Below are 24,180 nucleotides of genomic sequence, written 5' to 3' on the forward strand. Positions count from 1 at the left end.
GCACTTTTTGCCCCGATCCGGGGGAAGTTGTAACAGCGTATTTCCACTCTGTTGAAGATTTGCACAGCTGTCACTAGTATCCCGACCGTTCAGGCGGTTTGAGAATATAAAAATGACAGTTAAATCAATAGACTGGGAATATTTATCCCGGCAGGAGCGCTATTGCGCAAAATCCATGGCCCGCTTCCTCTACCCCGAGGGATGTGACCGGAAAACCTTCAATCGCGGCAAGTTCGTGCTGCGCAGCCTGCTCTATCGCAAGTCGCTGAGCCGGGTCTTCAGTCTGTTTCAGTGCGACTCGCTCAAGGCGCTACCGGCGGTCTATCCCGAGCTGCTCGACAAGCCGATGCGACCCTATCGCTTCGCCTGTGCCAGCGCCCGCGAGCGGGCCGAGATGCTGGAAAATCACTACCGTTTGCTGCTGGAGTGCTACCCGCAGCTGATCGACCCCCTCTATCTGGGCGAGGGGATCGAACTTGGGCACTATCCCCAGAGCGGCTGCCGCATTCTGTTGCGTCACGATGGCACCTTCCGCCGCGAGGCCGAGCTGGCGCTCTCCATCGTCAATGGCGAGGGACAGCGCCTCTACAGCTGCGCCTTTTCGCTGGCGGGCAGTGCGGATCGTTTGATTCTGATGATCGGCTCCATGCAGGGGCCGGAGCCTGCAGTCGACAATGCCCAGGATCGGGTGCGCGAGCTGACCAAAGAGGGACATGGCCTGCGGCCCAAATCCCTGCTGGTGCAACTGGTGCTGCAACTGGCGCAGGCCATGGGGGCGGCAGAGGTGCTGGCGGTTCGCAAGCGGGCCCATGTGTTTCAGGCCAAGCGCTACAGCAGCAAGCAGAAAGCCAACCTGCAGGCCGATTACGACGAGTTGTGGCAGGAGTTCGACGCCCGGGATGTGGATGCCAACTTCGTCGCCCTGCAAGCCCAGCCGCGCAAGCCGCTGGAGGAGATCGCCTCCAAGAAGCGGGCCATGTATCGGCGCCGCTACGAGTGGCTCGATCTGCTGGTGCAGGAGATGAATGAGCGGTTTGCCCGTCAGTAACCGGCAAGCAGGCTGACCTCTCCATGCGATAGAGATACGACAAGGGCTACCCGTGGGTAGCCCTTGTTCGTAGTTGCCGTTGGGAATGGCGAGTGTGGAAGGGGATCACCCTTTCTGTTTGGCTGCGATGGCCTGGGCCACGACGGGATCGACAAACTGGCGGATGTCGCCACCGTGCAGCGCCACCTCTTTCACCAGAGTGGAGGAGATAAAGGAGTTCTCCTCCGCCGGGGTGAGGAATACGCTCTCAAGCGTGGGCATCAGGCGGCGGTTCATGTTGGCCAGCTGGAACTCGTACTCGAAGTCGGAGACGGCGCGCAGACCGCGGATCAGCACGTTGGCCTGATGTTCTTTGGCGAAATCGACCAGCAGACCGGAGAAGCCCACCACCTTGACGTTGGGAAGCTGGCTGGTCACTTGCTGGACAAGCTGGACACGTTCTGCCAGATCGAACAGCGGGCGCTTGCTCGGGCTGTTGGCGACACCGACCACCACCTCGTCAAACAGCTTGGCGGCGCGGCCGATGAGATCGGCGTGGCCATTGGTAACGGGATCAAAAGTCCCGGGATAAATTACCCTGGTAGTCATCTTTGCGGTCCTGCAACCTGGAAATTTGGTCGCATTATAAGGTCGTCGCTTGAGAATAGCAGTGCATCAGGCAAGAATACGCCATCGCGCATCAAGCCTCCTTGCATTGGTGACAGGGAGCAAAGGGATTTTTTATGAAACGTATTCTGGTCGTTCGCAATGACAAGATTGGTGACTTCATGCTGGCGTGGCCGAGCTTCGCCATGCTCAAAGGCTCCATGGAGTGTCATGTGACTGCCCTGGTTCCGGCCTACACGGCGCCGCTGGCCCGGCTCTGCCCCTGGATTGACGAGGTGATCATCGATCCGGGCGTGCGGGCCGACAAGGAGCAACAGCGAGCGCTGCTGGCGCGGATCAAGGCGGCGGCGTTCGACGCGTCCATCTGCCTCTTCTCCAACTCCCGCAACGCCATGCTGGTGTGGAAGGCGCACATCCCTTACCGGCTGGCGCCGGCGACCAAGCTGGCGCAGGTGCTCTACAACCAGCGATTGGTGCAGCGCCGCTCCCGCTCCCAGAAGCCGGAGTCCGAGTACAACCTGGAGCTGATCCGCCGCTTCCTGGCCGATCAGCAGGTGGCTGTGGTGGAGCCCAAAACTCCCTTCCTGCAGTTCGACGAGGAGACCTTGCGGCAGGTGCGTGAGCAGCTGGCACTCAAGCTCAAGCTCGATGCCAGCCGCCCCTGGCTGATGGTGCATGCCGGTAGCGGCGGTTCGGCCAACAACCTCTCCATCGAGCAGTATGCCCGCATCATCATCAAGCTCAATCAGGCCTGCCCCGAGCTGCAGTGCGTGCTGACCGCAGGCCCGGGCGAGGAGAAGATGGCCGAACAGCTGGCGGCCGAGTTGCTGGCCCACGGTGGCAACGGCTGGATCTACCGCTCCAGCGATGGTCTGCCGATGTTCTGTCAGGTGCTGGCCAACGCAGCCCTGTTCGTTGCAGGCAGTACTGGCCCGCTCCATATCGCCGGCGCGCTCGATGTGCCGACCATCGGTTTCTTCCCGATGCGCCGCTCCGCTACTCCGCTGCGCTGGAAGCCCCTCAACAGCGAAGGGCGTCACCTCGCCTTCAGCCCGCCGGAGGATAGCGACCATCCTGAGGATATGAGTCAACTCGATCCCAAGACCATGGTGCCGGTGATGGCCCGCTGGGCGGCGCCTTTCTGGCGCAAATAACGTATGCAGCAATGCAAACAGGGCCCCGTGGGGCCCTGTTTCGTATGACGGTTATTCCGGCTGCTGCGGTTGCTGGCGCACCCAGAGGTCGGCGTATTTGACGAAGGTAGAGTGGGCGGAGAGGATCGCCAGCAGCAGCCCCTGCTTGCCATCGAGGAAACCCGCTTTGAGCAGGTACATCTTGAGGAAGCAGCCGACAGCGTGGATCAGCCCCTGACTGAGAGAGCCCTTCTTGCCGCGAGCGGTGCGCTGATCGGCCCAGGCGCGGGCATAACCGGCGGATTTCACCAGATAGTGCTCCAGATCCCGATAGGTGAAGTGGAGCAGGTCGCCATGAATATTGACGATCTTCATGTTGGCCCGCACTTCCACCTTTTCGTGCACCAGCGCCTCGTTGTAGCTGGTGAGCGCCTTGGGATAGAGGCGAAGCACCCGATCCGGATACCAGCCGCTGTGGCGGATAAAGCGGCCAAAGACCCAGGAGAGGCGCGGGATCGAGTAGATGGTGTCGCTGGCCGGATTGGCCATCACCTCGCCGATGGCGGTTTTCAGCTCGGGGGTGAGCCGCTCGTCGGCATCCAGCCACAGCACCCAGTCGGATTGCACGTGGGATTGGGCCAGTCGGCGCTGCTTGCCAAAGCCGGGCCACTTGGCGTTGACGAAGAAACGGGCGCCAAATTCGGCGGCAATGGCCGGGGTCTCGTCCTGGCTGCCGGAGTCCAGAATGACGATCTCGTCCACCAGTCCGTCGAGGGAGGCGAGGCACTTGCGCAGGTTGTCGGCTTCATTCTTGACGATCAGAACGGCAGCCAGAGTCGGTTTTTTCACGAATGTGGGCTCACGGTTATTGCCCGGCTGGCGGGTCGAATGCGTATTGATGGGCCATTCTAACGGAAAAACGGGTCAAAGAGAGAGCCGCCATTGCCCGTTTCTATCAGCTGTTTGCCTGCTCGGCTGGCGTTGCATCTCTTCAGAAGACCTGTGGAAAAATGAGACGGCAGAGGCGATTACCAAGGATCTTCTGTTATTTATCCAGTCATTCTTGGGGCATAATCTCGCCCAGTGATGATTAACCGCCGGGCCAGACCCGAGAGAAGACGCGTAATGAAAATATTGGTGATCGGCCCCTCCTGGGTCGGCGACATGGTGATGTCCCAGAGTCTCTACAAGGCGATCAAGGCCAACCATCCCGAGTGCGAGCTGCACGTGATGGCCCCCGCCTGGTGCTGCGCCCTGCTGGAGCGGATGCCGGAGGTGGACAAGGCGATCACCATGCCCCTTGGCCACGGTGACTTCAAGCTGGTGGCGCGCCGCCGCCTCGGCAAGCAGCTGGCAGCCGAGAAGTACGATCAGGCCATCGTCCAGCCCAACTCCATGAAGTCGGCGCTGATCCCCTGGTTTGCCCGCATTCCGGTCCGTACCGGCTGGAAGGGCGAGAGCCGCTACGGCCTGCTCAACGACCTGCGCAGCAACAAGTCCGCCTTCCCGCTGATGGTGGAGGGCTATCTGGCGCTCGCCTATCCCAAAGCGCAGATGAAGAGCCGGGCCGATATTCCGACCATTCCGCATCCGGCGCTCCACGTCGATCTGATCAACCAGAGCAAGGCGCTGGAGCGGCTGGGGCTGGATCGCGCCCGCCCGGTGCTGGTGCTCTGCCCCGGTGCCGAGTTTGGCCCGGCCAAGCGCTGGCCGGAGGGGCACTACGCCGTGGTGGCCCAGCAGCATCTGGACGAGGGGTGGCAGGTGTGGATCTTCGGCTCCAACAAGGATGTACCGGTAGCCAACACCATCCGGGATCGGGTCAATCTGCTGACTCGCCCCAACTGCCACGTGCTGGCGGGCAAGACCAGCCTGCACGAGGCGATCGATCTGATGGCGCTGGCCAGCCGGGTCATCTCCAACGACTCCGGCCTGATGCACATCGCCGCCGCCCTCAACCGGCCGCTGGTGGGTGTCTATGGCTCCACTTCGCCGCTCTACACCCCGCCGCTGGCGGATCGGGTCGAGATCGTCCACACCGACATCGAGTGCCGCCCCTGCTTCAAGCGCACCTGCAAGTTCGGCCATCTCAAGTGCCTGATCGACCTGGCGCCGGAGCAGGTGGTCGATGCCTGCAAGAAGCTGGAGCAGAGTCAGTAAGATGCCCTACCGTCTGCTCTACAACCTGCTGATCCACCTGGGATTGCCGCTGGCGCTGCTGGCCCTCTACAAGCCGAAGAAAGGCAAGCCCGGTTTTGGCGAGCGCTGGGCCGAGCATCTCGGGCGGTTGCCCGCCACCGGACAGGATGCGCCGCTCTGGATCCATGCGGTGAGCGTGGGGGAGACGCTGGCCATCACGCCGCTTATTCGCGCCCTCAAGGCGGAGCGGCCCGATCTGCCGATCCTGCTCACTACCACCACCCGCACCGGCGCCGATCAGGCTGCCAAGCTGGGGGATCTGGTGATCCATCGCTACGCGCCGCTCGACTACCCCTGGGCCATTGCCGCCTTTCTCGACACCTTCAAGCCGCGCGCGCTCTGGGTGATGGAGACCGAGCTGTGGCCGAACTGGCTGGCCGCCTGCGAGGCGCGCCACCTGCCGGTGACCATCATCAACGCCCGCCTCTCCGAGCGATCCTGCCAGCGTTATGCCCGCTTCCACGGCGCCTTCGACGCCCTGAGCCGGCCGCTGACCCATCTGCTCTGTCAGCATCAGGATGACGCCGACCGCTTCGCCCACCTCGGCATCGATCGTTCGCGGCTGGCGGTGACCGGCTCCATCAAGTTCGATATCCAGTTTGGTGACGAGGTGCAGGCAAAAGGGCGTGCCCTGCGCCAGCAACTGGGGGCGGATCGGCCGGTCTGGATCGCCGCCAGCACCCATCTGGGTGAGGATGAGCAAGTGCTGGCCGCCTTCGATCTGCTGCTCAAACGCCATCCCGACGCGCTGCTCATTCTGGTACCGCGCCACCCCGAGCGGTTCGACCGGGTGGCCGAGCTGTGTGCCCCTTACGGCTGTGTGCGGCGCACTGATGGTACTGTGGTGCGTGCGGAGGATAAGATCTATCTCGGCGATACCATGGGCGAGCTGCCGCTGATGCTGGCGGCGGCCGATGTGGCCTTTGTTGGCGGTAGTCTGGTGAAGATCGGCGGTCACAACCTGCTGGAGCCGGCAGCCCTCGGCAAGCCCTGCCTGACGGGTCCCGCTTACTTCAACTTCAGCGATATCACTCGCCAGCTGGTGGCTCAGGGGGGCGCCGCCATCGTGGCCGATGCCGCCGAGCTGGGCGAGCAGGTGAGCCAGCTGTTTGCCGACGAGAGCACCCGCCGCGAGATGGGCGAGCAGGCCCGCGCCGTGGTGCTGCGCAATCAGGGAGCGCTGGCGCGTACTCTCTCGCACTGCCTCACTGTGCTGGAGAACGACTGAGTATCAGCCTTTCATACAGCCCGGCCATAAAAAAACGGAGCGCGATGCGCTCCGTTTTGTTTTTGGCGGTGGCTGGGATTAGCGAACGATCAGCCCCAGCAGGATGCCGACCACACCGAAGTCGGAGTCGCTGAAGGTGGTGTTGGCGAAGCCGAGGTCGCCCAGCACCGGCAGCAGGAACACCGGCAGAATGGTGAGCAGCAGCAGGCCGTTGGCGAAGGCACCCAGAATGGCGCCACGACGACCACCGGTGGCGTTGCCGAAGACCCCGGCAGCGGCGCCGACGAAGAAGTGCGGTACCACGCCCGGGATGATGACGGTCAGGCCCATGGCGTAGAGCAGCGCCATCCCCACCAGACCGGCGGCAAAGCTCGACAGGAAGCCGATCAGCACGGCGTTGGGGGCATAGGGGAAGACGATGGGGCAGTCGAGTGCCGGCTTGGCGTTCGGTACCAGCTTGTCGGAGATCCCCTTGAAGGCCGGTACGATCTCGGCGATGACCATCCGCACACCCTGCAGGATGACGTAGACACCGGCGGCGAAGGTGATGGACTGCATCAGGGAGAACATGAACCAGTGCTTGCCCTTGGCGACACTGGAGACAAACTCGGGGCCGGCGAAGGCGGAGGTCACCAGGAAGATGATGCCCATGGTGAAGGAGATGGCCACCGGAGTATCGCGCAGGAACAGCAGGCTCTTGGGTACCTGCACATCTTCGCAGCTGTGGGCCTTGTTGCCGAACTTGGCGCCGATCAGGGCGGAGAGCACGTAGGAACAGGTGGAGAAGTGGCCCAGCGCTACGTCGTCGGAGCCGGTGATCTGCTTCATGAAGGGGTGGGCGATGGCCGGGAAGAAGACCATGGCGACACCGACCACCAGACTGCCCACCGCGATCAGCGGCACACCGCTCATGCCGCCGGCAGAGAGGATCACCGCCACCATCATCGACATGAACAGGGTGTGGTGACCGGTCAGGAAGATAAATTTCCACGGGGTCAGACGGGCGATCAGGATATTCACCAGCATGGCGAAGAACATGATCATCGCCATCTCCTTGCCAAACGAGGTCTGGGCGATGGAGACGATGGCTTCGTTGTTGGGGACGACCCCCTTGATGCCGAAGGCGTGCTGGAAGATGACGGCAAAGTCACCCAGCGAGTTGATCACCAGGGTGGCACCGGCTCCCAGAATGACGAAACCCATGATGGTCTTGACCGTGCCCTTGATGCACTCGGTCACCGGTTTCTTCTGGGCAATCAGGCCGATAAGCGCGATCAGGCCGACCAGTACGGCGGGCTCGGACAGCACGTCAAACATCAGAAAGTTGAAAAATTCCATGGTCAGCTCCTGGCAATGGAAGATGCGGCCCGCAGGCCGCATGGAGGATCCTTAGAGGGCGCCCAGTTCGCGCAGTGCGGTGGCGAGCTTCTCTTTCATCGCGGCCTTGTCGACCATGTTGTCGAGGGCCACCAGACGGCCGTTGACGCCCATGCTCTGTAACTGCTCGGCGATGTCGCGGGTGGCGACAAAGATCTCGGCGGTTTCGCTGCCGGCCGAGGCTAGATCGCGGTGATCCACCTCGGCGGTGACTGCCAGTTCTTTCAGGATGCTCTTGATGCTCATCTCCATCATCAGGCTGGTGCCCAGACCGTGACCGCATACAACCAGAATTTTCATTGTCTCTTCCTCTGTCAGGTGCGCCGTGGCGCAGATCAGTAGCGCGCCAGAATGCGCAGGATGTCGTCTTTGGTGTCGGCCGCGATAATGGCCGCCACGTCCTCTTCATTCATAAACAGCTCGGCCAGCTGGGCGATGGTCTCCACGTGGGAGTTGCTGTCGCTGGCGGCCAGGGTGATCAGCAGCTGGATCGGGTCGTTGCCCTCGGAGTCGAAGTTGACCCCCTGCTTGATGACGGTCAGCCCCAGACCCAGCCGGTTGACGCCGTCTTCGGGGCGGGCATGGGGCATCGCCAGACCGGGGCCCAGCACGTAGTAGGGGCCGAGCTCTTCATGAGAGCGAAACAGCGCCGCCACGTAGGAGGGTTCGATGGTGCCATTGGCCAGCAAGGGCGCCGTGGCCAGCTCGATGGCGTGACGCCAGTCGCGGGCGGCGGGTTCGATGCGGATGACATCCTCGGTCAGCAGTTGAGTCAGCATGGTGGTGATCCGGCTAGTTAAGATGGCGCCAATCTATCGATCTTGCGGTGGTGAAACTGTGAGGGTGATCGCGAAAGTTAGCGCTATCACTTCACCCATTAACGGGAGTCATCTTGCCCCCGTGATCCGGGAAAGAGGGTAGAATCGGCCCTGAGCAAATGGTCAGTGGTGCTCTTTTGCCTTAAAGTGAGCAGCCGCAAGTCGAGGATGGGATGGATGTCAGAAGCAAAGAAGCGCCGTAGCACGGGTCGGGTGACCCTCAACGATGTGGCCCAGCTGGCCGGTGTGGGGGCCATGACGGTTTCCCGTGCCCTGCGCACGCCGGAGATGGTCTCCGACAGGATGCGCGAGCGCATCGAAGCTGCGGTGGAAGAGCTCGGCTATATCCCCAATCGGGCCGCCGGGGCGCTGGCCTCTGCGACTTCCCAGACTATCGTAGTGATCGTCCCGAGTCTGGCGGAAGCTGGCTGTGGCGAGATGATCGCGGGCCTGCAACAGACCCTGCTCGAGGAGGGTTACCAGATCATGCTGGGGGATGCCCAGCATCTGAAACAGCAGGAAGAGAGCCTGCTGACCAGCTTTTTGCAGCACAATCCGGCGGCGGTTGTGCTGTTTGGTGGCGATCCCGGCGAGACGATCTGTACTCGCCTGAAAGCCTCCCGCCTGCCGGTGGTGGAAGTGGGTGCTATGGCCCGCAGCCCCATCGACATGAATGTGGGAGTCTCCAACTTCGATGCCGGTTATCAGCTCACCCACCACCTTATCGAGCGGGGCTACCGCAATATCGGTTTTCTCTGTGCCCGTCAGGAGCAGTGGATGCTGCAACAGCGGATGCAGGGCTGGCAGAAGGCGCTGCTCGACAACTACCTCTCCCCCGATGCCATTATCAACACCTCGGAGCGGCCCAGCTTCAGCACCGGCGCCACCATGCTGGGTGAATTTCTGCTGCGCTGGCCCGAGCTGGACGCGCTGATCTGCGTTAACGACGAACTGGCGGCCGGGGTACTGTTCGAGTGCCAGCGTCGCCATTTGAATGTGCCGGGCAAACTCGCCATCGCCGGATTTGACGATCTGGATGTGGCGCGCGCCTGTTATCCGACCCTTACTTCGGTCAGGATCCCCTATCGCAAAATGGGGCAGGAGGCTGCCGAGCTGATCCTGCGCCAACTGGCCGGGGAGCCCGTGATGGGCACTGCTCTGGCTCTAGATTTTCAACTGCAAAAGCGTCAAAGCAGCTGATCCCCGTTTCACACGTCATCAAAGAGGCAACCATGTTCAAGGCTCTGTTACTGGAAAACCAAGACGGCAAGACTGTTCCGACTCTGACCCGGCTGGCCGAGAGCCAGTTGCCGGAAGGTGAGGTGCGGGTGGCGGTCGCTTACAGCTCCATCAACTACAAGGACGGGCTGGCCATCACCGGCAAGGGCAAGATAGTGCGCCAGTGGCCGCTGGTGCCCGGTATCGACTTCGCCGGTACCGTGCTCGAATCTGCCGACAGCCGCTATCAGACCGGCGACAAGGTGGTGCTGACCGGTTGGGGCGTGGGTGAAGGCCACTGGGGCGGCATGGCCGAACAGGCGCGGGTCAAAGGGGACTGGCTGGTGCCGTTGCCCGCCGGGCTGGATGAACGGCAGGCCATGTGCATCGGTACCGCCGGTCTCACCGCCATGCTCTGCGTGCTGGCACTGGAAGAGGCGGGTATTACTCCCGCAAGTGGCGAGGTGCTGGTCACCGGCGCGGCAGGCGGTGTGGGGGCCACCTCAGTCGCCCTGCTGGCGGCCCTTGGCTATCAGGTGGCGGCGCTGACCGGTCGTCCCGAAGAGCAGGGCTCCATGCTCACTGCGTTGGGTGCCAGCCGCATCGTGCCGCGCAGCGAGCTGCTGGTGCCTGCCAAACCGCTGGAGAAGCAGCTGTGGGCCGCTGCCATCGATACCGTCGGCAGTCAGGTGCTGGCCAAACTGTTGGCTCAGATGAACTATGGCGGCGCTGTGGCGGCCTGCGGGTTGGCGGGCGGCTTTGATCTGCCGACCAGTGTGATGCCCTTCATCCTGCGCAACGTGCGGTTGCAGGGGGTCGATTCGGTGATGTGCCCGTTTGAACGTCGTCAACTGGCGTGGCAGCGACTGGCGCGGGATCTGCCCGCCAGCTTCTTTGAACAGGCGGTTACCGAGATTGGGCTGGAGCAGGTAGTGGAGGCCGCCGAGGCCATTACGCAAGGCCAGATCGCCGGTCGGACTCTGGTCAAACTTTGAACTCTCTCTGACTGGCGAGCCCGACAATTCCGGATAAAATTGGAGTGCGGGTGAACTATCCAAGGAGAGTGAAGATGGGTGGACACAAGCCGGATTACGACTCCTCTGATGATGACTGGGAGCCGGATTCTTGGGAAGAAGAGCTGGATCAGTGGGAAGATGAAAGCTGGCAAGATGATGACACTTTCGATGACCAGTGAACCACGGCATTGAACGAACAGGCGGGCTTTGGGCCCGCCTGATTTTTTTGCGCGCTCACATGGCTGAGCGTTCGTCCTTGGTCAGGGGCGGGCTGCTGGGTAGAATGAACTGCCCAAATGACGCTCAAGGATGACTATGCGACTCACCATCATATTGTTGGCTGCCCTGCTGGGTGGCTGTGTCTCCAACGATGATCCCTGCGAGAAGGTATGGAGTGAGGTTGGGGAGGCGGATGGCAAGCTGGGCTTCACCACCGAGCGGATCGAGTTCCATCAGGGCCAGTGTGGCAAGAAGGTGGATGCCGAACTGTGGAAGCAGGGACATCAGAAGGGATTGGCATGGTATTGCCGCCCCGAGCACCTCTATCTGGCTGGCCGTTCCGGCGAGGAGTATCGCGGCGTTTGCCCGAATGATATCCAGGCACGCAGATTGTTCGAACAGGGGCGTCAGGGGTGGACCGATCAATAACGCCCTGACAGGGAGGGGCGTTACTCCTCTTTCAAACGCAGCGGCTGGCAGAGGTAACCCTTGTCATTGGCACTGCGGGCACACTTGCTGCAGACAAACTTGGGTTTGCGGACTATCTTGCGCAACGCCTTGAGATCGGTGGGGATCTCGTGACGGCGCCATTCACACAGGGTTTTGCTGCCCATAACGACTACCTCTACGACTTGACGGTCGTATTGTAATCGATTTTCATTTCGAATAAACCGGCAAAGCTCGCTTATTGGCCGATATGCCAATAAGCGATTGTTTCGGGAGGGATTACTGGTAGAGGAACTTGGTGAAGATAAGCTCGCGCACCGCTTTCTTGCCGGTCTCTTTCACCAGCAGTTCGTTGACGGTTGTCTCGCACTCCTTGCGCAGCTCTTCTCGGTTGGTCAGGGACTTCACTTGATCGGCATTTTTGCTGCCAATCAGGCGGATGATGGCATCGCGGATCAGCGGGTCATGCTGCTCCAGCAGCTTGAGATCGGCCTCGTTTTCCGCCATCAGCTCTACCGTGACCCGGATATAACCGAGGGTTTTGCTATCACTCAGGTAGTTGGTGATGATGTCGGGATCGAGCGCGTGGTAGGAGAAACCAGGCTTGGCAGCCCCCTCTGCGCCCTCGGCGGGCGGCTCATCTTCAGCAAGAGCTTGCTGCTGCAGGGCGCCACAGCTCAGTAACAACACCAGCAGAATTTTGAAGATCTTCATATAGATGGCTCATCAGCAAGAGATAACCCATTTTTGATGTTGCCATCGGGGCCGTCAAGCACGGATGTTCTTACATTTCGCTATTGATTTACGGATAATAAACCGGATTTTAACCTGAACACGGAAATCTCTGGATGGTGAAGCTGTGAAGTCCGAGTTGACTGTTCCCCTCACGCCGTTAAGCGGGTGGCTGGCCCCCGAATGTTGCGAATTGCCCGCCAGCTTGCGCCCTTGGCTGCTGGAGCCCGGCTCCATGACCCGGCGTCTGCGTCAGCACAATCGCCACTTTTCGGTGGAGTGGCTGGGCAATCACCCGGTCGCCCTTACTGCCGATGAGCAGTGGCTGGTGGATTCGGCCTCGCCGGCCGGTACCTGCCGCGAGGTGATCCTGCACGGGGATCGTGGGCCCGCCGTGCTGGGCTGGACCCTGTTTGCCGATGACGCGCTGCAAGGGAGCGGCATTGCCGAGCTTGGCGAGCAGCCGCTGGGTGAGCGGGTATTTGGCCATGAGCCTGCCCGCCGCGATCATCTGCAACTGGCCCGTTTCGATATTGCCGCCAATCCCCGTTGCCCGGCCGCCACTGTCTGGGGGCGTCGTTCCCGTCTGTTTCTGGGGCAGTGGCCACTGCTGGTGCACGAGCTGTTTCTGCCCTCTCTCGTCTGTGACAAGGAGCTGGAGTGAATCTGTTAACCAAGGAGCGGGGACTTGCCTATATGCAGTTGGCCCGCGTCGACAAACCCATAGGCACTCTGCTGCTGCTGTGGCCAACCCTGTGGGCGCTCTGGCTGGCCGCTGGTGGCCTGCCCAATCTCTGGGTGCTGACCGTGTTTGTGGTCGGCGTCTTTCTGATGCGCTCGGCAGGGTGCGTGATCAACGACTATGCGGATCGCAACTTCGACGGTCATGTCAAACGCACCGCTGGTCGCCCCTTGCCCACGGGCAGAGTCAAGCCGTGGGAGGTGCTGGCGCTCTTCTTCGTGCTGGCGCTCATTTCGTTTGGTCTGGTGCTGACCATGAATCCGCTCACCATCGGCCTGTCGTTTGTCGCCCTGCTGCTGGCGGTGAGTTACCCCTTCATGAAGCGCTTTATCTCGAACCCTCAGCTGGTGCTCGGGATGGCCTTCTCCTGGTCGATCCCGATGGCCTATGCGGCGCAGGCGGATGCCCTGCCGCTGGTGGCCTGGCTGCTCTTCTTCGCCAACCTGCTCTGGACCGTGGCTTACGACACCCAGTACGCCATGGTGGATCGGGATGACGACCTCAAGATCGGCCTCAAATCCAGCGCCATCCTGTTTGGCCGTTACGACAAGCGGATCATCGGCGCACTGCAACTCTCGACACTGCTGCTGTTGCTGGCGGTCGGGCAGCTGATGACGCTGGGGGGCTGGTATTACTGGGGATTGCTGGGGGCGGCGGTGCTGTTTGTCTATCAGCAGCGGCTTATTCGTGAGCGGCAGCGGGAAGCCTGCTTCCAGGCGTTTCTCAACAACAACTATGTGGGGGCGCTGGTGTTTGCCGGTCTGGTGCTCGATTACCTGCTGGCGTGACATGTTCCCGCGCAGACTCCGATAAAAAAGAAGGCCGCATCATGCGGCCTTCTTTGTTTGCGTTGCAGGTCAGAGCTGATTGCCTGCCTGAATGGTGCGGCGGATCTTGTTGCTCAGCAGCGGCACTATGTTGTCGGCCAGCGCCTGGAAGCGGCCGAGATCCGGCTTGCACTCGGGAGAGAGGTAACCCTCTTTGCGCAGCGTGTGGATCAGGGTGCTGAACAGCTTCTGGTCGAAGAACTCGGGGGCGTTGATGCCGTGCAGGGTGCCGAGGCGCTCTGCCATCATCAGGCCGTCCGCCTCCAGCTGCTCCGCCTCGATATGAGGCTGTGCCAGCACCCGGGTAAGCACGATGGCGTAGCGTTGCAGGGTCTCCTGAATGCTCTCAGCCAGCAGCAGCAGGCGCATCTGGTTGGCCGGATTGACCCAGTAGCCGTCATCGCGGGTCTCGATCAGTTGCTGGGTCTGCAGCGTGTCGAGCAGGCTGTCAACCAGCGCCGGTAGCTCATCCTCTTCATAACGCAGGAACAGCTCGGTCTTGAGCAGCGGATAGATGTCGATGCAACGAGCCATGATCTCGCTGCGGGAGATCCCCTCGCAGCGTTCGATTAGTGCCGCCACCAGAGAGGGCATGGCAAACAGGTGGAGGATGTTGTTGCGGTAGTAGGTCAGCAGGATCGCCTGATAGCGGTCGAGACTGATGATCTGCCCCAGTTTGTCCTCGCTCACCTCGAACTTGTTGAGCTCCATCGCCTGATCCAGCAGGGTCTTGGCATCCTCATCAGGAATGGTGCTCTGCGGGCTGTAGGGCACCGCCTTGAGCAGATCCAGATAGGTGTTGAGCTGGGCCTGCAATTCGTCGCGGGTCAGGGCGTGGCGCTCGGCGGCCAGCAGCGCCAGTGCGCTCAGGGTCAGGCCGTTGACCGCGGCAGCGCCGTTGATGCGGGTCATCAGCAGTTCGGCCAGATTGTTGACAGTGCCCGCCATCCACTCCGGACGCTCCTCTTCCCCGATGTGCTTTTTCCAGTCGGGAATATGTTCGCTCAGGTAGCTGTTGAGGGTCAGCGGCTCGCCGAAGTTGACGAAACCACGGCCGTAGTTGCGCAGCTTGCGCAGGATGCCGAGCACCTGCAGGAAGCTCTCTTTCTCCTTGCGACTCCCCTTGAGCTCGTTGTGGTAGGTGTTCACCTCCATCACGTGCTCGTAACCCAGATAGACCGGCACCAGAGTGACCGGCCTGTCCAGCCCGCGCATCATTGCCTGCAGGGTCATCGCCAGCATGCCGGTCTTGGGCGGTAGCAGACGGCCGGTACGGGAGCGACCGCCTTCGGTGAAGAACTCTACCGAGTAACCCTTGGCAAACAGCAGGTTGAGGTATTCCCGGAATACCGTGCTGTAGAGCGGGTTGCCCTTGAAGGTGCGGCGAATGAAGAAGGCGCCGCCGTGGCGGAAGATGGGGCCCGCCGGCCAGAAATTGAGGTTGATGCCTGCCGCGATATGGGGCGGCACCATCCCCTGGTGGTAGATGACGTAGGAGAGCAGCAGGTAGTCCATGTGGCTGCGGTGGCAGGGAACGTAGACGATCTCGTGCCCTTCCTGCGCCAACTGGCGTACCTTCTCGGCGCCATTGACCGACAAACCGCGGTAGAGCTTGTTCCACAGCCAGCCGAGGAAGCTCTCGCCCAGGCGGATCAGCCGGTAGGAGAAGTTGGAGGCGATCTCGTCCATGTAGCCATGGGCACGCTTTTGCGCCTTCTCGAGGCTGATCCCCTCGCGCTGGGCCTCCTCTTCAATCGCCTGCTGGATCACCGCGGAGTCGAGCAGCTGCTTGAACAGCAGGTTGCGGTTCGGCAGTTTCGGGCCGGTGGCAGCCAGCTGCTGACGGCTGAAGTGGGTACGGGCCACTCGCGCCAGCTTGTGGGCGATGGCCTCGTCGGTGCCGTGCTTGTCCGCCATATAGCGTAGGGAGAGGGGCGGCGAGAAGCGCACCAGATTCTCGCGACCCTTGAGGATCACGATAAGTGCCTTCTTCAGCCGGTTCGGCGCCAGGCTGCTGATGATGTTGAGGCCGGAGGCTTCTTCCCCTTCCCGACCCGGAGCGCGGCCCCAGAACAGGGTGACGGGCACTACCTGGATATCCAGCTCGGGATCCTGCTTGTGCAGATCCAGCAGCTGGTGGAACTCCTGCAGGAAGGGGAGCGGTTTGCTGCGTTTGCCAAACAGGGGAGGCGGACGATCTAGACAGACATAGCGCGGCAGCAGCTGGCCGTTCAGTTCCAGCGGCGTGAAGGGACCGGGCAGACCGAGATCCTCGCAGCACTGCTGCAGGGTCATCAGGTCGGTGATCGAACTGGTTTTCAGGGCATAGACGATGGGTCTGGCCGGATCCAGATTGAGTTCTGTGATGGGATTTTCCGGCAGGCTCTTGTGATTGACCAAGCCGCTGACCGGCCATTGCAAGATGGCTCTGGAAATCTTCTGTCCTAGGGACATGTGCGTCTGCTCTCCAAAAAAATGCGGCGTGAGCATAGCAAATCGACAGCCCCTTGTCGCCGAGAGGTACGATGAGTCGGCTGCGCAGGATCAAAACAGCAGTAAATGAGGGGTTGGTCGCGACAAATGTCAGCTGCGCCTTGCCTTGGCCACTGCACTGTATATACTGCCAGTGTGCTGTATAAAAAGACAGGTGCCAATTCTATGAAACCCCTTACCCCCCGCCAGGCCGAAGTGCTGGAGCTGATCAAGGTGAACATGAGCGAGACCGGTATGCCGCCGACTCGTGCCGAGATCGCCCAGAAGCTTGGTTTCAAGTCGGCCAATGCGGCCGAAGAACATCTGAAGGCCCTGGCCAAAAAAGGGGTCATCGAGATCATGCCGGGCACGTCCCGCGGCATTCGCCTGTTGCTCGAAGAGGAAGAGGTGCTTGAAGAGAGCGGCCTGCCGCTCATCGGCAAGGTTGCCGCCGGTGAACCCATTCTGGCTCAGGAGCATATCGAGAGCCACTATCAGGTTGATCCCGCCCTGTTCCATCCGCGCGCAGATTTTCTGCTGCGGGTACAGGGGATGAGCATGAAGAACATCGGCATTCTGGATGGCGATCTGCTGGCGGTGCACAAGACCCAGGAGGTGCGCAACGGTCAGGTAGTGGTCGCCCGTCTCGATGAGGATGTCACCGTCAAGCGCTTCCAGCGCAAGGGCAGTCAGGTATGGCTACTGCCGGAAAATGAAGAGCTCTCCCCCATCGAGGTGGATCTCTCCTGCCAGCAGCTCACCATCGAAGGACTGGCTGTCGGGGTGATCCGCAACGCCGACTGGATGTAATCATCTCCGCCAACTGCGTTTGCCACACGGCCTCCTTCGGGAGGCCGTGCTGTTTCTGGCACACTTTCCCTGTCATATCAAACAGATCATCGGCGGCGGCATTTTTGTCCTGCGCGACCGGCTACCAATCATCCATTTCAGATATATGCTCAGATCAGTGCCCTGTCGCCGAGACAGGGCTTGGCACCTCCCTCTGACCATCACAATGCGTCGGTACGGGAGGGCCGGTAACAACGAGAATCGGGCAGTACACCTTCACGGGATATGAAGGGGGAGTGGGGAGATCCCGAGCCTTGTCAGGCAAAGGGGACCACTCGTAATGGTTGCAGATAGTCGTGACGGGCCTGTTCCCAGTTCAGGCCGACGAAGCAACATGACCTGTCGGTCAAGGAGGACTGGTATGGCATCAAGATCGCCATGGGATTCAGAGGCTGGGGCTGCGCCAGCGGAATCGTCAATCACCCGTTTTGTCAAAGGTAGCCGGATGACCTGGTTTTACGGTCTCTGGCTGCACCATCGTGGTTCGCACTGGACGCTCTGGCTGGGATGTCCGAAAGAGAAGGTGGTGCGTCTGGTGCTGCTGTTCAAACGTGGTCATGGCGATCGCCGGGGGGAAGAGGGCTGGCTGGCCCCCGTGATTCCCATCGGCGTGCGGGCCATCGGCAAGATGTTGCAGCAGGGGCGTAACGCTCGCCCCTGAGCAGAAGAGACAAACAAATCCATCCATAACCGGCACCCAAGGGGGCCGGTTTTTTTATGGCCGCAACTGGCGATTAATTATGCCAAATGGTCGACTCCTGACAGGGTGTTGCACAAGGTTGAACCACCTTGGCGGCTCGCTGGGGTACAATGCCCCCTCTTGTCCGGTCACTGCTGGCCATCTGCCTCGAACTGAAAGGGTCTCTTGTTATGATGAAGCTCCGCTATCCCTTGCTCTTTCTGCTGCTGACAGCCTGCCTGATCCTGGTGTTCTACGCCACGCAGCCAGAGCAGCCGGAACAGGCCGACTACTATCCGGCGGGGCGGGACATCAACGATTTTGCCTTTACCGATGCGGACAACCAGCCGTTCACCCCTGCCAACCTGAAGGGGCACTGGACCTTCCTGTTTGTCGGCTACACCTTCTGCCCCGATATCTGCCCCACCACCCTGGCAGATATGCGCTCCGTCTATGACCAGCTGAAGAAGATGGCGCCCGACAGTCAGGTGGTGTTTATCTCGGCGGATCCCCAGCGTGACGATATTCCACGCCTCAAGACCTATACCGCCTTCTTCAATCCCGAGTTCAAGGCGGCCACTGCCCCCCACGACAAGCTGTTCCCGTTCGTGCGCAATCTGGGGCTCATCTACTCCATCGCCAATCAGGGGGAGAAGGATTACCTGATCGATCACTCCGCCTCAATCGTGCTCATCAATCCCAATGGCAAGCTGCAGGCGGTATTCCGTCCGCAAGTGGCGCCGGGTCAGGTGCCACGGGTGCAGATGGCCACCATGCTCTCTGATTTCGCCCGCATCCTGAAGCTGACAGGCCACTGAGCGTGACCCCAGCTGTTGCCCCCTGGTGGCGAGACCCCTCTCGCCACCGCGCCGTCTTTGCGCTCGCCCTGCCCATGGTTTTCTCCAATATCACCACCCCCTTGCTGGGGCTGGTGGACACCTGGGTGATCGGTCATCTCGGTCAGGCCTGGTTTCTGGGGGGCGTTTCGGTCGGCGCGACCCTGATCAACCTCATCTTCTGGCTGCTCGGCTTTTTGCGGATGTCGACCACCGGGCTGACGGCGCAGGCGCACGGCGCCGCCGACGGTCGTGCCCAGCTTGATACCCTGCTGCGGGCACTGGGGCTGGCTATCGCCTTGGGGTTGATGCTGCTTCTGTTGCTCTTCCCCCTGTTGCCACGGCTGATCGCCCTGAGTGGCGGTTCGCCCGAGGTGCAGCTCTATGCGGGCCAATACGTGGCGGTGCGGATCTGGAGCGCCCCGGCGGCGCTCTGCAATCTGGTGATCATGGGCTGGCTGCTGGGGATGCAGGATGCCCGCAGCCCCATGGTGATGCTGATCCTCACCAATCTGGTCAACATGGCGCTCGACGCCCTGTTTGTGCTGGGGCTCGGCTGGCAGGTGCGGGGTGTGGCGGCGGCCTCGGTCATGGCGGACTACTGCGCGCTGGCAGTCGGTATCTGGCTGGTACGCCGTCAACTGCGGCAACTGGCACCGACGGTGTGGCAGGATGGCTGGCAGCGCTGGCGACAGCTCGCGCCCATGGTGCGACTGCTCGGCCTCAACCGCGATATCTTCCTGCGCTCCCTCTGTTTGCAGCTCTGCTTCGCCTTCATGACTCTGCAAGGGGCGCGGCTGGGGGATGTAGCGGTGGCCGCCAATGCGGTGCTGCTCAACTTCCTGATGCTTATCTCCTACGGACTCGATGGTTTTGCCTATGCGGTGGAGGCCATGGTAGGACGAGCCATCGGTCAGCGGGATCGGCAGAAACTGCGGGAGGCCATCGTGCTCAATCTGGGCTGGGCCGCCCTCATTGCCAGTGGTTTTACCCTGGTGTTTGCCCTCTTTGGTGCCCACCTTATCGGCTATATCACCGACATTCCGGCCGTGGTGGCGGAGGCACATCGTCAGCTTCCCTGGCTGATCGCCATGCCCTTGCTGGCGGTCTGGTGTTTCCTGCTGGATGGCGTATTTATCGGGGCGACCCGGGCGCGGGAGATGCGCAACAGCATGTTGCTGGCCGCGTTTGGCGGCTTCTTCCCGATCTGGTGGCTCTGTCAGTCGTGGGGCGTGGCCGCGTTATGGGCTGCGATGGCGGCGCTGATGGTGGGGCGCGGTCTGTCGCTGGGGGTCACTTGCTGGCGGCTGGAGCGCAGCGGGCATCTGCTCGACGCCCGCCACTGATCATCGGTGGCGCTTACATGGCACCGTCGTAGCCGAGCTGGCGCCAGCTCTCGTAGACAAAGACAGACACCGCGTTGGAGAGGTTCATGCTGCGGCTCTGGGGCACCATAGGGATGCGCAGCCGCTGCTCGAATGGCAGACTCTCGATTATCTCGATGGGCAGGCCGCGACTCTCCGGGCCAAACAGCAGGGCGTCGCCAAGGGCATATTGTGCTGCCGAGTGCGCGGTGCGCCCCTTGGTGGTGCAGGCAAACACCCGCTTGGGCGCCACGGCGGCCAGAAAGGCCTCATAGCTCGGCCAGCGCTTCACCTCGGCAAACTCGTGATAGTCGAGTCCCGCCCGTTTTACCCGCTTGTCATCCCACTCAAATCCCAGCGGCTCGATCAGATGGAGCCGGTAACCGGTATTGGCGCAAAGCCGGATGATATTGCCGGTGTTGGGCGGAATTTCCGGCTGGTAGAGGACGATGTCGAGCATGACGAGCTCCTGCAAAGAGATGTAAAGCCAAGAAGGGGCGCCAGCATACCCAGCGCCCGTCCGGATGAAAAGGATCAGGCGATGGGCAAGCGGATGGTGATGGTCAGCCCGGTCGGGTGATTGTTGCTGGCCGCAATGGTACCGCCGTGGCGCTGTATTGCCTCCGAGGCGATGGCCAGCCCCAGCCCGGTGCCGCCAGTCTTGGCGTTGCGGGCATCATCGACCCGGAAGAAGGGCTGGAACAGCAGCGCCTGCTGCTCGTCAGGCACCCCGGGGCCGTCATCCCGAATGGTCATCACCCACTCCAGTCCCTCTCGATACCAGTCCACCTTGATGAACTCGCGGGCATATTTGAGGGCGTTGCGCAGGGGGTTCTCCACCGCCCGGGCCAGCAGCTCGGGCCACATCTGGATCGACTCTGCGGGTAGCGGCGGCAGTCTGAGTTGTTTGCCGCTCTGATTCGCCTCGAACATGGCATCTTCGAGGATGGGTTCCAGCAGGTCGGCCAGCGGATGTACCACCGGCGCCTCTACATGCTGCTGTACCCGCGACAGATCCAGCAGATCGCCGATCAGCTTGTCCAGCCGCCCAATCTCCGATTCGATCCGCGCCAGCTCGGCGCTGTCACCCTGCTTGCGGCGGATCAGCGCCTGCGCCAGTTGCATCCGGGTGAGGGGGCTGCGCAGCTCGTGGGAGATATCGGAGAGCAGCTGTTTCTGCTTCTGGATCATGCTCTTGAGCGTCTCTACCATGCGGCTGACGTTGTCCGCCAGCTGGCCGATCTCGTCACCCCGTCCCAGGTTGGGGATCTGTACCTCCAGATTGCCAGCCGCCAGTTGGGAGACCGATTTCTGCAACTGCAGGATGGGGCGGGTCAGCCGCCAGGCGAGCAGCAGACAGAGCGGGGTGCTGACCAGCATCGAGATGCCCAGAATGCGGATCGGGTGATCCAGCACCTGAATAAACAGGAACAGGTAGGGGTTCTCGGCATTGAGGCCGAAATAGACGTGATAGCGATGGCCGTGGTGCTCCATCAGGAAGGGGCCGGCGATCGCCTTGCGATCCTCGTTGCCCAGCATGGGATTGGCCGGGTCATCGGCATCCACCATAAAGCGCACCACGAACTTGCGCGGATGGGTGGTGGACTGGATCTGCCCCTTCTCGTCGCGCAGGTAGACGTTGTCCACCGGCAGCATGGCGATCTTGTCCATCGCCTTGGCCAGATCGAAATCCTGATCCGGCTCGGCGGCGTTGAGCAGGGCCTGCACGTTGTTCTGCATCCGCGCCACTTCGTGGGTCGGCAGCGGGATCTGGTTGCGGGGATCCAGGGTCGGCAGGCTGATCACGGCGGCCAGCATCACCAGCAGCATGAACCAGAACCAGAGGAAGATGTGGGTCGAGATCCCGTTGAGGGAGTTGATACGCTCTATTCTTGCTCTAGCCACAGGTAACCGCGCCCCCGTACGGTTTTGAAGCGGGGCTGGCCATCGGTGCGGTCCGGCAGCTTCTTGCGCAGGTTGCTCAGGTGCATGTCGATGGCCCGATCGAAGGGTTCCAGCTTCTTGCCCAGCACCTGCTCGGAGAGGTGGCTCTTGCTGACGATCTGGCCGGGATTGCGCAGCAGGCACTCCAGCAGCCCGAATTCGGTGGCGGTCAGCTCCAGCAGCTGTTCGCCGCAGCGGGCCTGCTGCAGGCCGGGTTGCAGCACGATATCCATGAAGTGCACTTCGTCGGAGGAGTTGCCGCGCTGGGGCGGGGCGCTCTGGGTACGGCGCAGGATGGCACGTACCCGGGCCAGCAGCTCCCTGTCATCGAATGGCTTGGCCAGATAGTCGTCGGCACCCGCTTCCAGACCGTTAACCCGGTCCTGGCTGTCACCGCGGGCGGTCAGCATCAGCACCGGGGTATCGTGGGTCTTGCGCAGCTTGGTCAGCATGGCAAAGCCGTTGAGCTTGGGCATCATCACGTCCAGCAGCACCAGATCGAAGCTCTGCTCCGCCAGCCGTTGCAGCCCCTCTTCACCATCCTCGGCGACCGTGACCTGAAATCCCTCCAGGGTCAGAATTTCGGTGAGCAGTTGGGTCAATTCAAGATCGTCGTCGACCAGGAGTATTCTGTTCATCTGGTGTTATTCCGCAGATTTTCGCGCCAAACTGACGCCGGGGTCAGGGTATAATAAGTTTTTCATCGCCAGAGGAAAGCCGGTTTTGAGCCATCAACAATATTCTCGTTGGGTGACCTTTGCCAGCATAGCGGCGGTCACCACCGCTACCTTGCTGATCATCGGCAAACTGATCGCCTGGCTGATGACCGACTCATCGACCCTGCTGGCGTCGCTCACCGACTCCTTCATGGATGTGAGTGCCTCCATCATCAACCTGCTGGCCATTCGCTATGCGCTTGCCCCCGCCGATGACGAACACCGTTTCGGCCACGGCAAGGCGGAGTCGCTGGCGGGCCTCATCCAGTCGGCCTTTATCTCCGGCTCCGCCCTGCTGCTGGTGATGCACGGAATTTCATCCCTGCTCAATCAGGCGCCTATCCTGCGGCTGGAGGCGGGTCTCTGGGTCAGCGGTGGCTCCATCGTGCTGACCCTGCTGCTGGTCAGCTTCCAGAGCGTTGTCATTCGCAAGACCAACAGCGTGGCCATCAAGGCCGATATGCTGCACTACCGTTCCGATCTGCTGCTCAATGCCGGTGTCTTGCTGGCGCTGGTGCTGGCGGGGCAGGGGTGGTACTGGGCCGACGGCCTGTTTGCCATCCTGATCGGGCTGTTCCTGTTGTGGGGGGCGGGACACATCGGCTACGAGTCGGTGCAGGCCCTGCTCGATCGTCAGTTGCCAGCGGAAGAACAAGCGAGAATAATGGCGCTCTGCTGTGCCGTAGAAGGTGTACACGGCGTACATGACCTGCGCACCCGTCAATCCGGGCCGACCCGATTCGTACAGTTGCATCTTGAACTGGATGATCAGATCCCCCTGGTCAAGGCCCATCAGATCGCCGATGAAGCCGAGCTGGCGGTACGCCAGGCATTCGAGCGGATGGATGTCATCATCCACATGGACCCCATCTCGGTGCTGACAAAAGAACAACAGAGCCCTCACCCAGAACAACAGTAGGCTGCAACATGGATGAACTGGTTGCCAAAACCTGGCACAAAATTCAGCAAGAAGCGGAGTGCATGGCGGCCCAGGAGCCGATGCTGGCCAGCTTCTTCCACTCCACCATTCTCAATCACAAGAATCTTCGTTCGGCCCTCAGCTTCCAGCTGGCCAACAAACTCGACAGCGCCACCATGCCCGCCATCGCCCTGCGCGAGGTGATCGAGCTGGCCCTGCGCAGCGAGCCCGAGCTGCTGACGGTAGTGGCGGCCGACATCTGCGCCGTGCAGGAGCGCGATCCTGCGGTCGATCTCTTCTCCACCCCGCTGCTCTACCTCAAGGGGTTCCATGCCCTGCAGGGTTATCGGGTTGCCAACTGGCTGTGGCGTCAGGGGCGCCGCTCGCTGGCGCTCTATCTGCAAAACCAGATCTCGGTGGTGTTCGGGGTGGATGTGCACCCGGCCGCCCGCATCGGCAAGGGGATCATGTTTGACCACGCCACCGGCATCGTGGTGGGCGAGACGGCGGTGATTGAAGATGATGTCTCCATCCTGCAGAGCGTGACCCTCGGCGGTACCGGCAAGGAGAGCGGCGATCGCCATCCCAAGATCCGCGAAGGGGTGATGATAGGGGCGGGCGCCAAGGTGCTCGGCAATATCGAAGTGGGCATGGGCGCCAAAATCGGCGCAGGCAGCGTGGTGATCAACCCGGTGCCGCCGCATACCACGGTCGCTGGCGTACCCGCCAAGATCGTCGGCCGTCCGGAGTGCGACAAGCCTTCACTGGATATGGATCAGTGTCTCTGATCT

General features: G+C 61.5%; 27 protein-coding genes. 16 read left to right on the plus strand and 11 right to left on the minus strand.

Annotated features, from left to right (window positions below):
- The first annotated feature begins 175 nt into the window (after window positions 1-175).
- The gene (locus tag AB5Y67_RS19995) at window positions 176-1,048 is read left to right on the plus strand and encodes a VirK/YbjX family protein (RefSeq protein ID WP_199428543.1); all 873 of its coding nucleotides are present in this window, start codon (window positions 176-178) and stop codon (window positions 1,046-1,048) included.
- Between the two features lie 105 nt (window positions 1,049-1,153).
- Here the strand turns inward: AB5Y67_RS19995 and coaD are convergent, their stop codons facing one another.
- Window positions 1,154-1,636, minus strand: a complete 483-nt coding sequence (coaD, locus tag AB5Y67_RS20000) for a pantetheine-phosphate adenylyltransferase (protein WP_184237655.1) — start codon at window positions 1,634-1,636, stop codon at window positions 1,154-1,156.
- 134 nt (window positions 1,637-1,770) lie between these two features.
- On the opposite strand from coaD, the gene AB5Y67_RS20005 reads away from it, so the two are divergent.
- Window positions 1,771-2,808 carry a glycosyltransferase family 9 protein gene (locus AB5Y67_RS20005; protein ID WP_075115948.1) on the plus strand — a complete coding sequence of 346 codons (1,038 nt, stop codon included), beginning with the start codon at window positions 1,771-1,773 and terminating at the stop codon, window positions 2,806-2,808.
- Window positions 2,809-2,859: 51 nt separating this feature from the next.
- On the opposite strand, the gene AB5Y67_RS20010 is transcribed toward AB5Y67_RS20005, so the two are convergent.
- Window positions 2,860-3,636 carry a glycosyltransferase family 2 protein gene (locus AB5Y67_RS20010; protein ID WP_199428541.1) on the minus strand — a complete coding sequence of 259 codons (777 nt, stop codon included), beginning with the start codon at window positions 3,634-3,636 and terminating at the stop codon, window positions 2,860-2,862.
- Window positions 3,637-3,912: 276 nt separating this feature from the next.
- Between AB5Y67_RS20010 and waaF the strand changes: the two genes are divergently transcribed.
- Window positions 3,913-4,947: a lipopolysaccharide heptosyltransferase II gene (gene waaF, locus AB5Y67_RS20015; RefSeq protein WP_005339516.1), complete on the plus strand. Its 1,035-nt coding sequence runs from the start codon at window positions 3,913-3,915 to the stop codon at window positions 4,945-4,947.
- Window position 4,948: 1 nt separating this feature from the next.
- Entirely contained in the window at window positions 4,949-6,214 is a 1,266-nt protein-coding gene (gene waaA / locus AB5Y67_RS20020) for a lipid IV(A) 3-deoxy-D-manno-octulosonic acid transferase (protein WP_199428540.1), read from the plus strand.
- Between the two features lie 78 nt (window positions 6,215-6,292).
- On the opposite strand, the gene AB5Y67_RS20025 is transcribed toward waaA, so the two are convergent.
- Genes AB5Y67_RS20025 through AB5Y67_RS20035 form a run of 3 tightly spaced genes read right to left on the minus strand, consistent with a single transcriptional unit; the run spans window position 6,293 to window position 8,370 of the window.
- The gene (locus tag AB5Y67_RS20025) at window positions 6,293-7,552 is read right to left on the minus strand and encodes a PTS ascorbate transporter subunit IIC (protein WP_042030406.1); all 1,260 of its coding nucleotides are present in this window, start codon (window positions 7,550-7,552) and stop codon (window positions 6,293-6,295) included.
- 51 nt (window positions 7,553-7,603) lie between these two features.
- Window positions 7,604-7,891 carry a PTS sugar transporter subunit IIB gene (locus AB5Y67_RS20030; protein WP_005356014.1) on the minus strand — a complete coding sequence of 96 codons (288 nt, stop codon included), beginning with the start codon at window positions 7,889-7,891 and terminating at the stop codon, window positions 7,604-7,606.
- Window positions 7,892-7,926: 35 nt separating this feature from the next.
- The gene (locus tag AB5Y67_RS20035) at window positions 7,927-8,370 is read right to left on the minus strand and encodes a PTS sugar transporter subunit IIA (protein WP_033136381.1); all 444 of its coding nucleotides are present in this window, start codon (window positions 8,368-8,370) and stop codon (window positions 7,927-7,929) included.
- A gap of 216 nt (window positions 8,371-8,586) precedes the next feature.
- Between AB5Y67_RS20035 and AB5Y67_RS20040 the strand changes: the two genes are divergently transcribed.
- From AB5Y67_RS20040 to AB5Y67_RS20055, 4 genes are all read left to right on the plus strand, one after another.
- Window positions 8,587-9,609 carry a LacI family DNA-binding transcriptional regulator gene (locus AB5Y67_RS20040; protein ID WP_199428539.1) on the plus strand — a complete coding sequence of 341 codons (1,023 nt, stop codon included), beginning with the start codon at window positions 8,587-8,589 and terminating at the stop codon, window positions 9,607-9,609.
- A gap of 32 nt (window positions 9,610-9,641) precedes the next feature.
- On the plus strand, window positions 9,642-10,622 hold the full coding sequence (locus tag AB5Y67_RS20045) for an MDR family oxidoreductase (protein ID WP_199428538.1): 981 nt from the start codon (window positions 9,642-9,644) through the stop codon (window positions 10,620-10,622).
- A 74-nt stretch (window positions 10,623-10,696) separates the two neighbouring features.
- Window positions 10,697-10,822, plus strand: coding sequence for a hypothetical protein (locus tag AB5Y67_RS20050; RefSeq protein ID WP_005339521.1), 126 nt, complete (start codon window positions 10,697-10,699; stop codon window positions 10,820-10,822).
- A 136-nt stretch (window positions 10,823-10,958) separates the two neighbouring features.
- Window positions 10,959-11,291 (plus strand): DUF2799 domain-containing protein, encoded by a 333-nt coding sequence (locus tag AB5Y67_RS20055; RefSeq protein WP_181363536.1) that lies wholly within the window; start codon window positions 10,959-10,961, stop codon window positions 11,289-11,291.
- A gap of 20 nt (window positions 11,292-11,311) precedes the next feature.
- Here the strand turns inward: AB5Y67_RS20055 and AB5Y67_RS20060 are convergent, their stop codons facing one another.
- Window positions 11,312-11,476, minus strand: coding sequence for a hypothetical protein (locus tag AB5Y67_RS20060; protein ID WP_005339525.1), 165 nt, complete (start codon window positions 11,474-11,476; stop codon window positions 11,312-11,314).
- Window positions 11,477-11,588: 112 nt separating this feature from the next.
- Complete coding sequence (locus AB5Y67_RS20065) at window positions 11,589-12,023, minus strand: flagellar basal body-associated protein FliL (RefSeq protein WP_005339527.1); 435 nt, start codon at window positions 12,021-12,023, stop codon at window positions 11,589-11,591.
- Between the two features lie 145 nt (window positions 12,024-12,168).
- On the opposite strand from AB5Y67_RS20065, the gene AB5Y67_RS20070 reads away from it, so the two are divergent.
- Window positions 12,169-12,705, plus strand: a complete 537-nt coding sequence (locus tag AB5Y67_RS20070) for a chorismate lyase (RefSeq protein ID WP_005339534.1) — start codon at window positions 12,169-12,171, stop codon at window positions 12,703-12,705.
- On the plus strand, window positions 12,702-13,571 hold the full coding sequence (gene ubiA, locus AB5Y67_RS20075) for a 4-hydroxybenzoate octaprenyltransferase (RefSeq protein ID WP_005339536.1): 870 nt from the start codon (window positions 12,702-12,704) through the stop codon (window positions 13,569-13,571). Before AB5Y67_RS20070 ends, ubiA begins: the two co-directional genes overlap by 4 nt.
- Window positions 13,572-13,640: 69 nt before the next feature.
- On the opposite strand, the gene plsB is transcribed toward ubiA, so the two are convergent.
- A complete protein-coding gene (gene plsB, locus AB5Y67_RS20080; protein WP_106844582.1) occupies window positions 13,641-16,064 on the minus strand; it encodes a glycerol-3-phosphate 1-O-acyltransferase PlsB in 2,424 nt (807 codons plus the stop codon).
- 204 nt (window positions 16,065-16,268) lie between these two features.
- On the opposite strand from plsB, the gene lexA reads away from it, so the two are divergent.
- From lexA to dinF, 4 genes are all read left to right on the plus strand, one after another.
- The gene (gene lexA, locus AB5Y67_RS20085) at window positions 16,269-16,892 is read left to right on the plus strand and encodes a transcriptional repressor LexA (protein WP_005339540.1); all 624 of its coding nucleotides are present in this window, start codon (window positions 16,269-16,271) and stop codon (window positions 16,890-16,892) included.
- A 484-nt stretch (window positions 16,893-17,376) separates the two neighbouring features.
- Window positions 17,377-17,592 (plus strand): hypothetical protein, encoded by a 216-nt coding sequence (locus AB5Y67_RS20090; RefSeq protein WP_231560888.1) that lies wholly within the window; start codon window positions 17,377-17,379, stop codon window positions 17,590-17,592.
- A 209-nt stretch (window positions 17,593-17,801) separates the two neighbouring features.
- Window positions 17,802-18,428: an SCO family protein gene (locus tag AB5Y67_RS20095; protein ID WP_199428537.1), complete on the plus strand. Its 627-nt coding sequence runs from the start codon at window positions 17,802-17,804 to the stop codon at window positions 18,426-18,428.
- Window positions 18,429-18,430: 2 nt separating this feature from the next.
- A complete protein-coding gene (dinF, locus tag AB5Y67_RS20100; RefSeq protein WP_199428536.1) occupies window positions 18,431-19,792 on the plus strand; it encodes an MATE family efflux transporter DinF in 1,362 nt (453 codons plus the stop codon).
- 13 nt (window positions 19,793-19,805) lie between these two features.
- Here the strand turns inward: dinF and trmL are convergent, their stop codons facing one another.
- From trmL to AB5Y67_RS20115, 3 genes are all read right to left on the minus strand, one after another.
- Window positions 19,806-20,270: a tRNA (uridine(34)/cytosine(34)/5-carboxymethylaminomethyluridine(34)-2'-O)-methyltransferase TrmL gene (trmL, locus tag AB5Y67_RS20105; RefSeq protein ID WP_005339545.1), complete on the minus strand. Its 465-nt coding sequence runs from the start codon at window positions 20,268-20,270 to the stop codon at window positions 19,806-19,808.
- 74 nt (window positions 20,271-20,344) lie between these two features.
- A complete protein-coding gene (locus AB5Y67_RS20110; RefSeq protein ID WP_005356054.1) occupies window positions 20,345-21,715 on the minus strand; it encodes an ATP-binding protein in 1,371 nt (456 codons plus the stop codon).
- On the minus strand, window positions 21,697-22,392 hold the full coding sequence (locus AB5Y67_RS20115; RefSeq protein WP_005339549.1) for a response regulator: 696 nt from the start codon (window positions 22,390-22,392) through the stop codon (window positions 21,697-21,699). Before AB5Y67_RS20115 ends, AB5Y67_RS20110 begins: the two co-directional genes overlap by 19 nt.
- 85 nt (window positions 22,393-22,477) lie before the next feature.
- Between AB5Y67_RS20115 and AB5Y67_RS20120 the strand changes: the two genes are divergently transcribed.
- Both AB5Y67_RS20120 and cysE read left to right on the plus strand, forming a co-directional pair.
- On the plus strand, window positions 22,478-23,389 hold the full coding sequence (locus tag AB5Y67_RS20120; RefSeq protein WP_042081837.1) for a cation diffusion facilitator family transporter: 912 nt from the start codon (window positions 22,478-22,480) through the stop codon (window positions 23,387-23,389).
- Window positions 23,390-23,397: 8 nt separating this feature from the next.
- Window positions 23,398-24,177 carry a serine O-acetyltransferase gene (gene cysE / locus AB5Y67_RS20125; RefSeq protein ID WP_076495375.1) on the plus strand — a complete coding sequence of 260 codons (780 nt, stop codon included), beginning with the start codon at window positions 23,398-23,400 and terminating at the stop codon, window positions 24,175-24,177.
- Window positions 24,178-24,180 lie beyond the last annotated feature (3 nt).

The sequence above is a fragment of the Aeromonas sp. s12 genome (assembly GCF_040907925.1).
Classification (GTDB): domain Bacteria; phylum Pseudomonadota; class Gammaproteobacteria; order Enterobacterales; family Aeromonadaceae; genus Aeromonas; species Aeromonas veronii.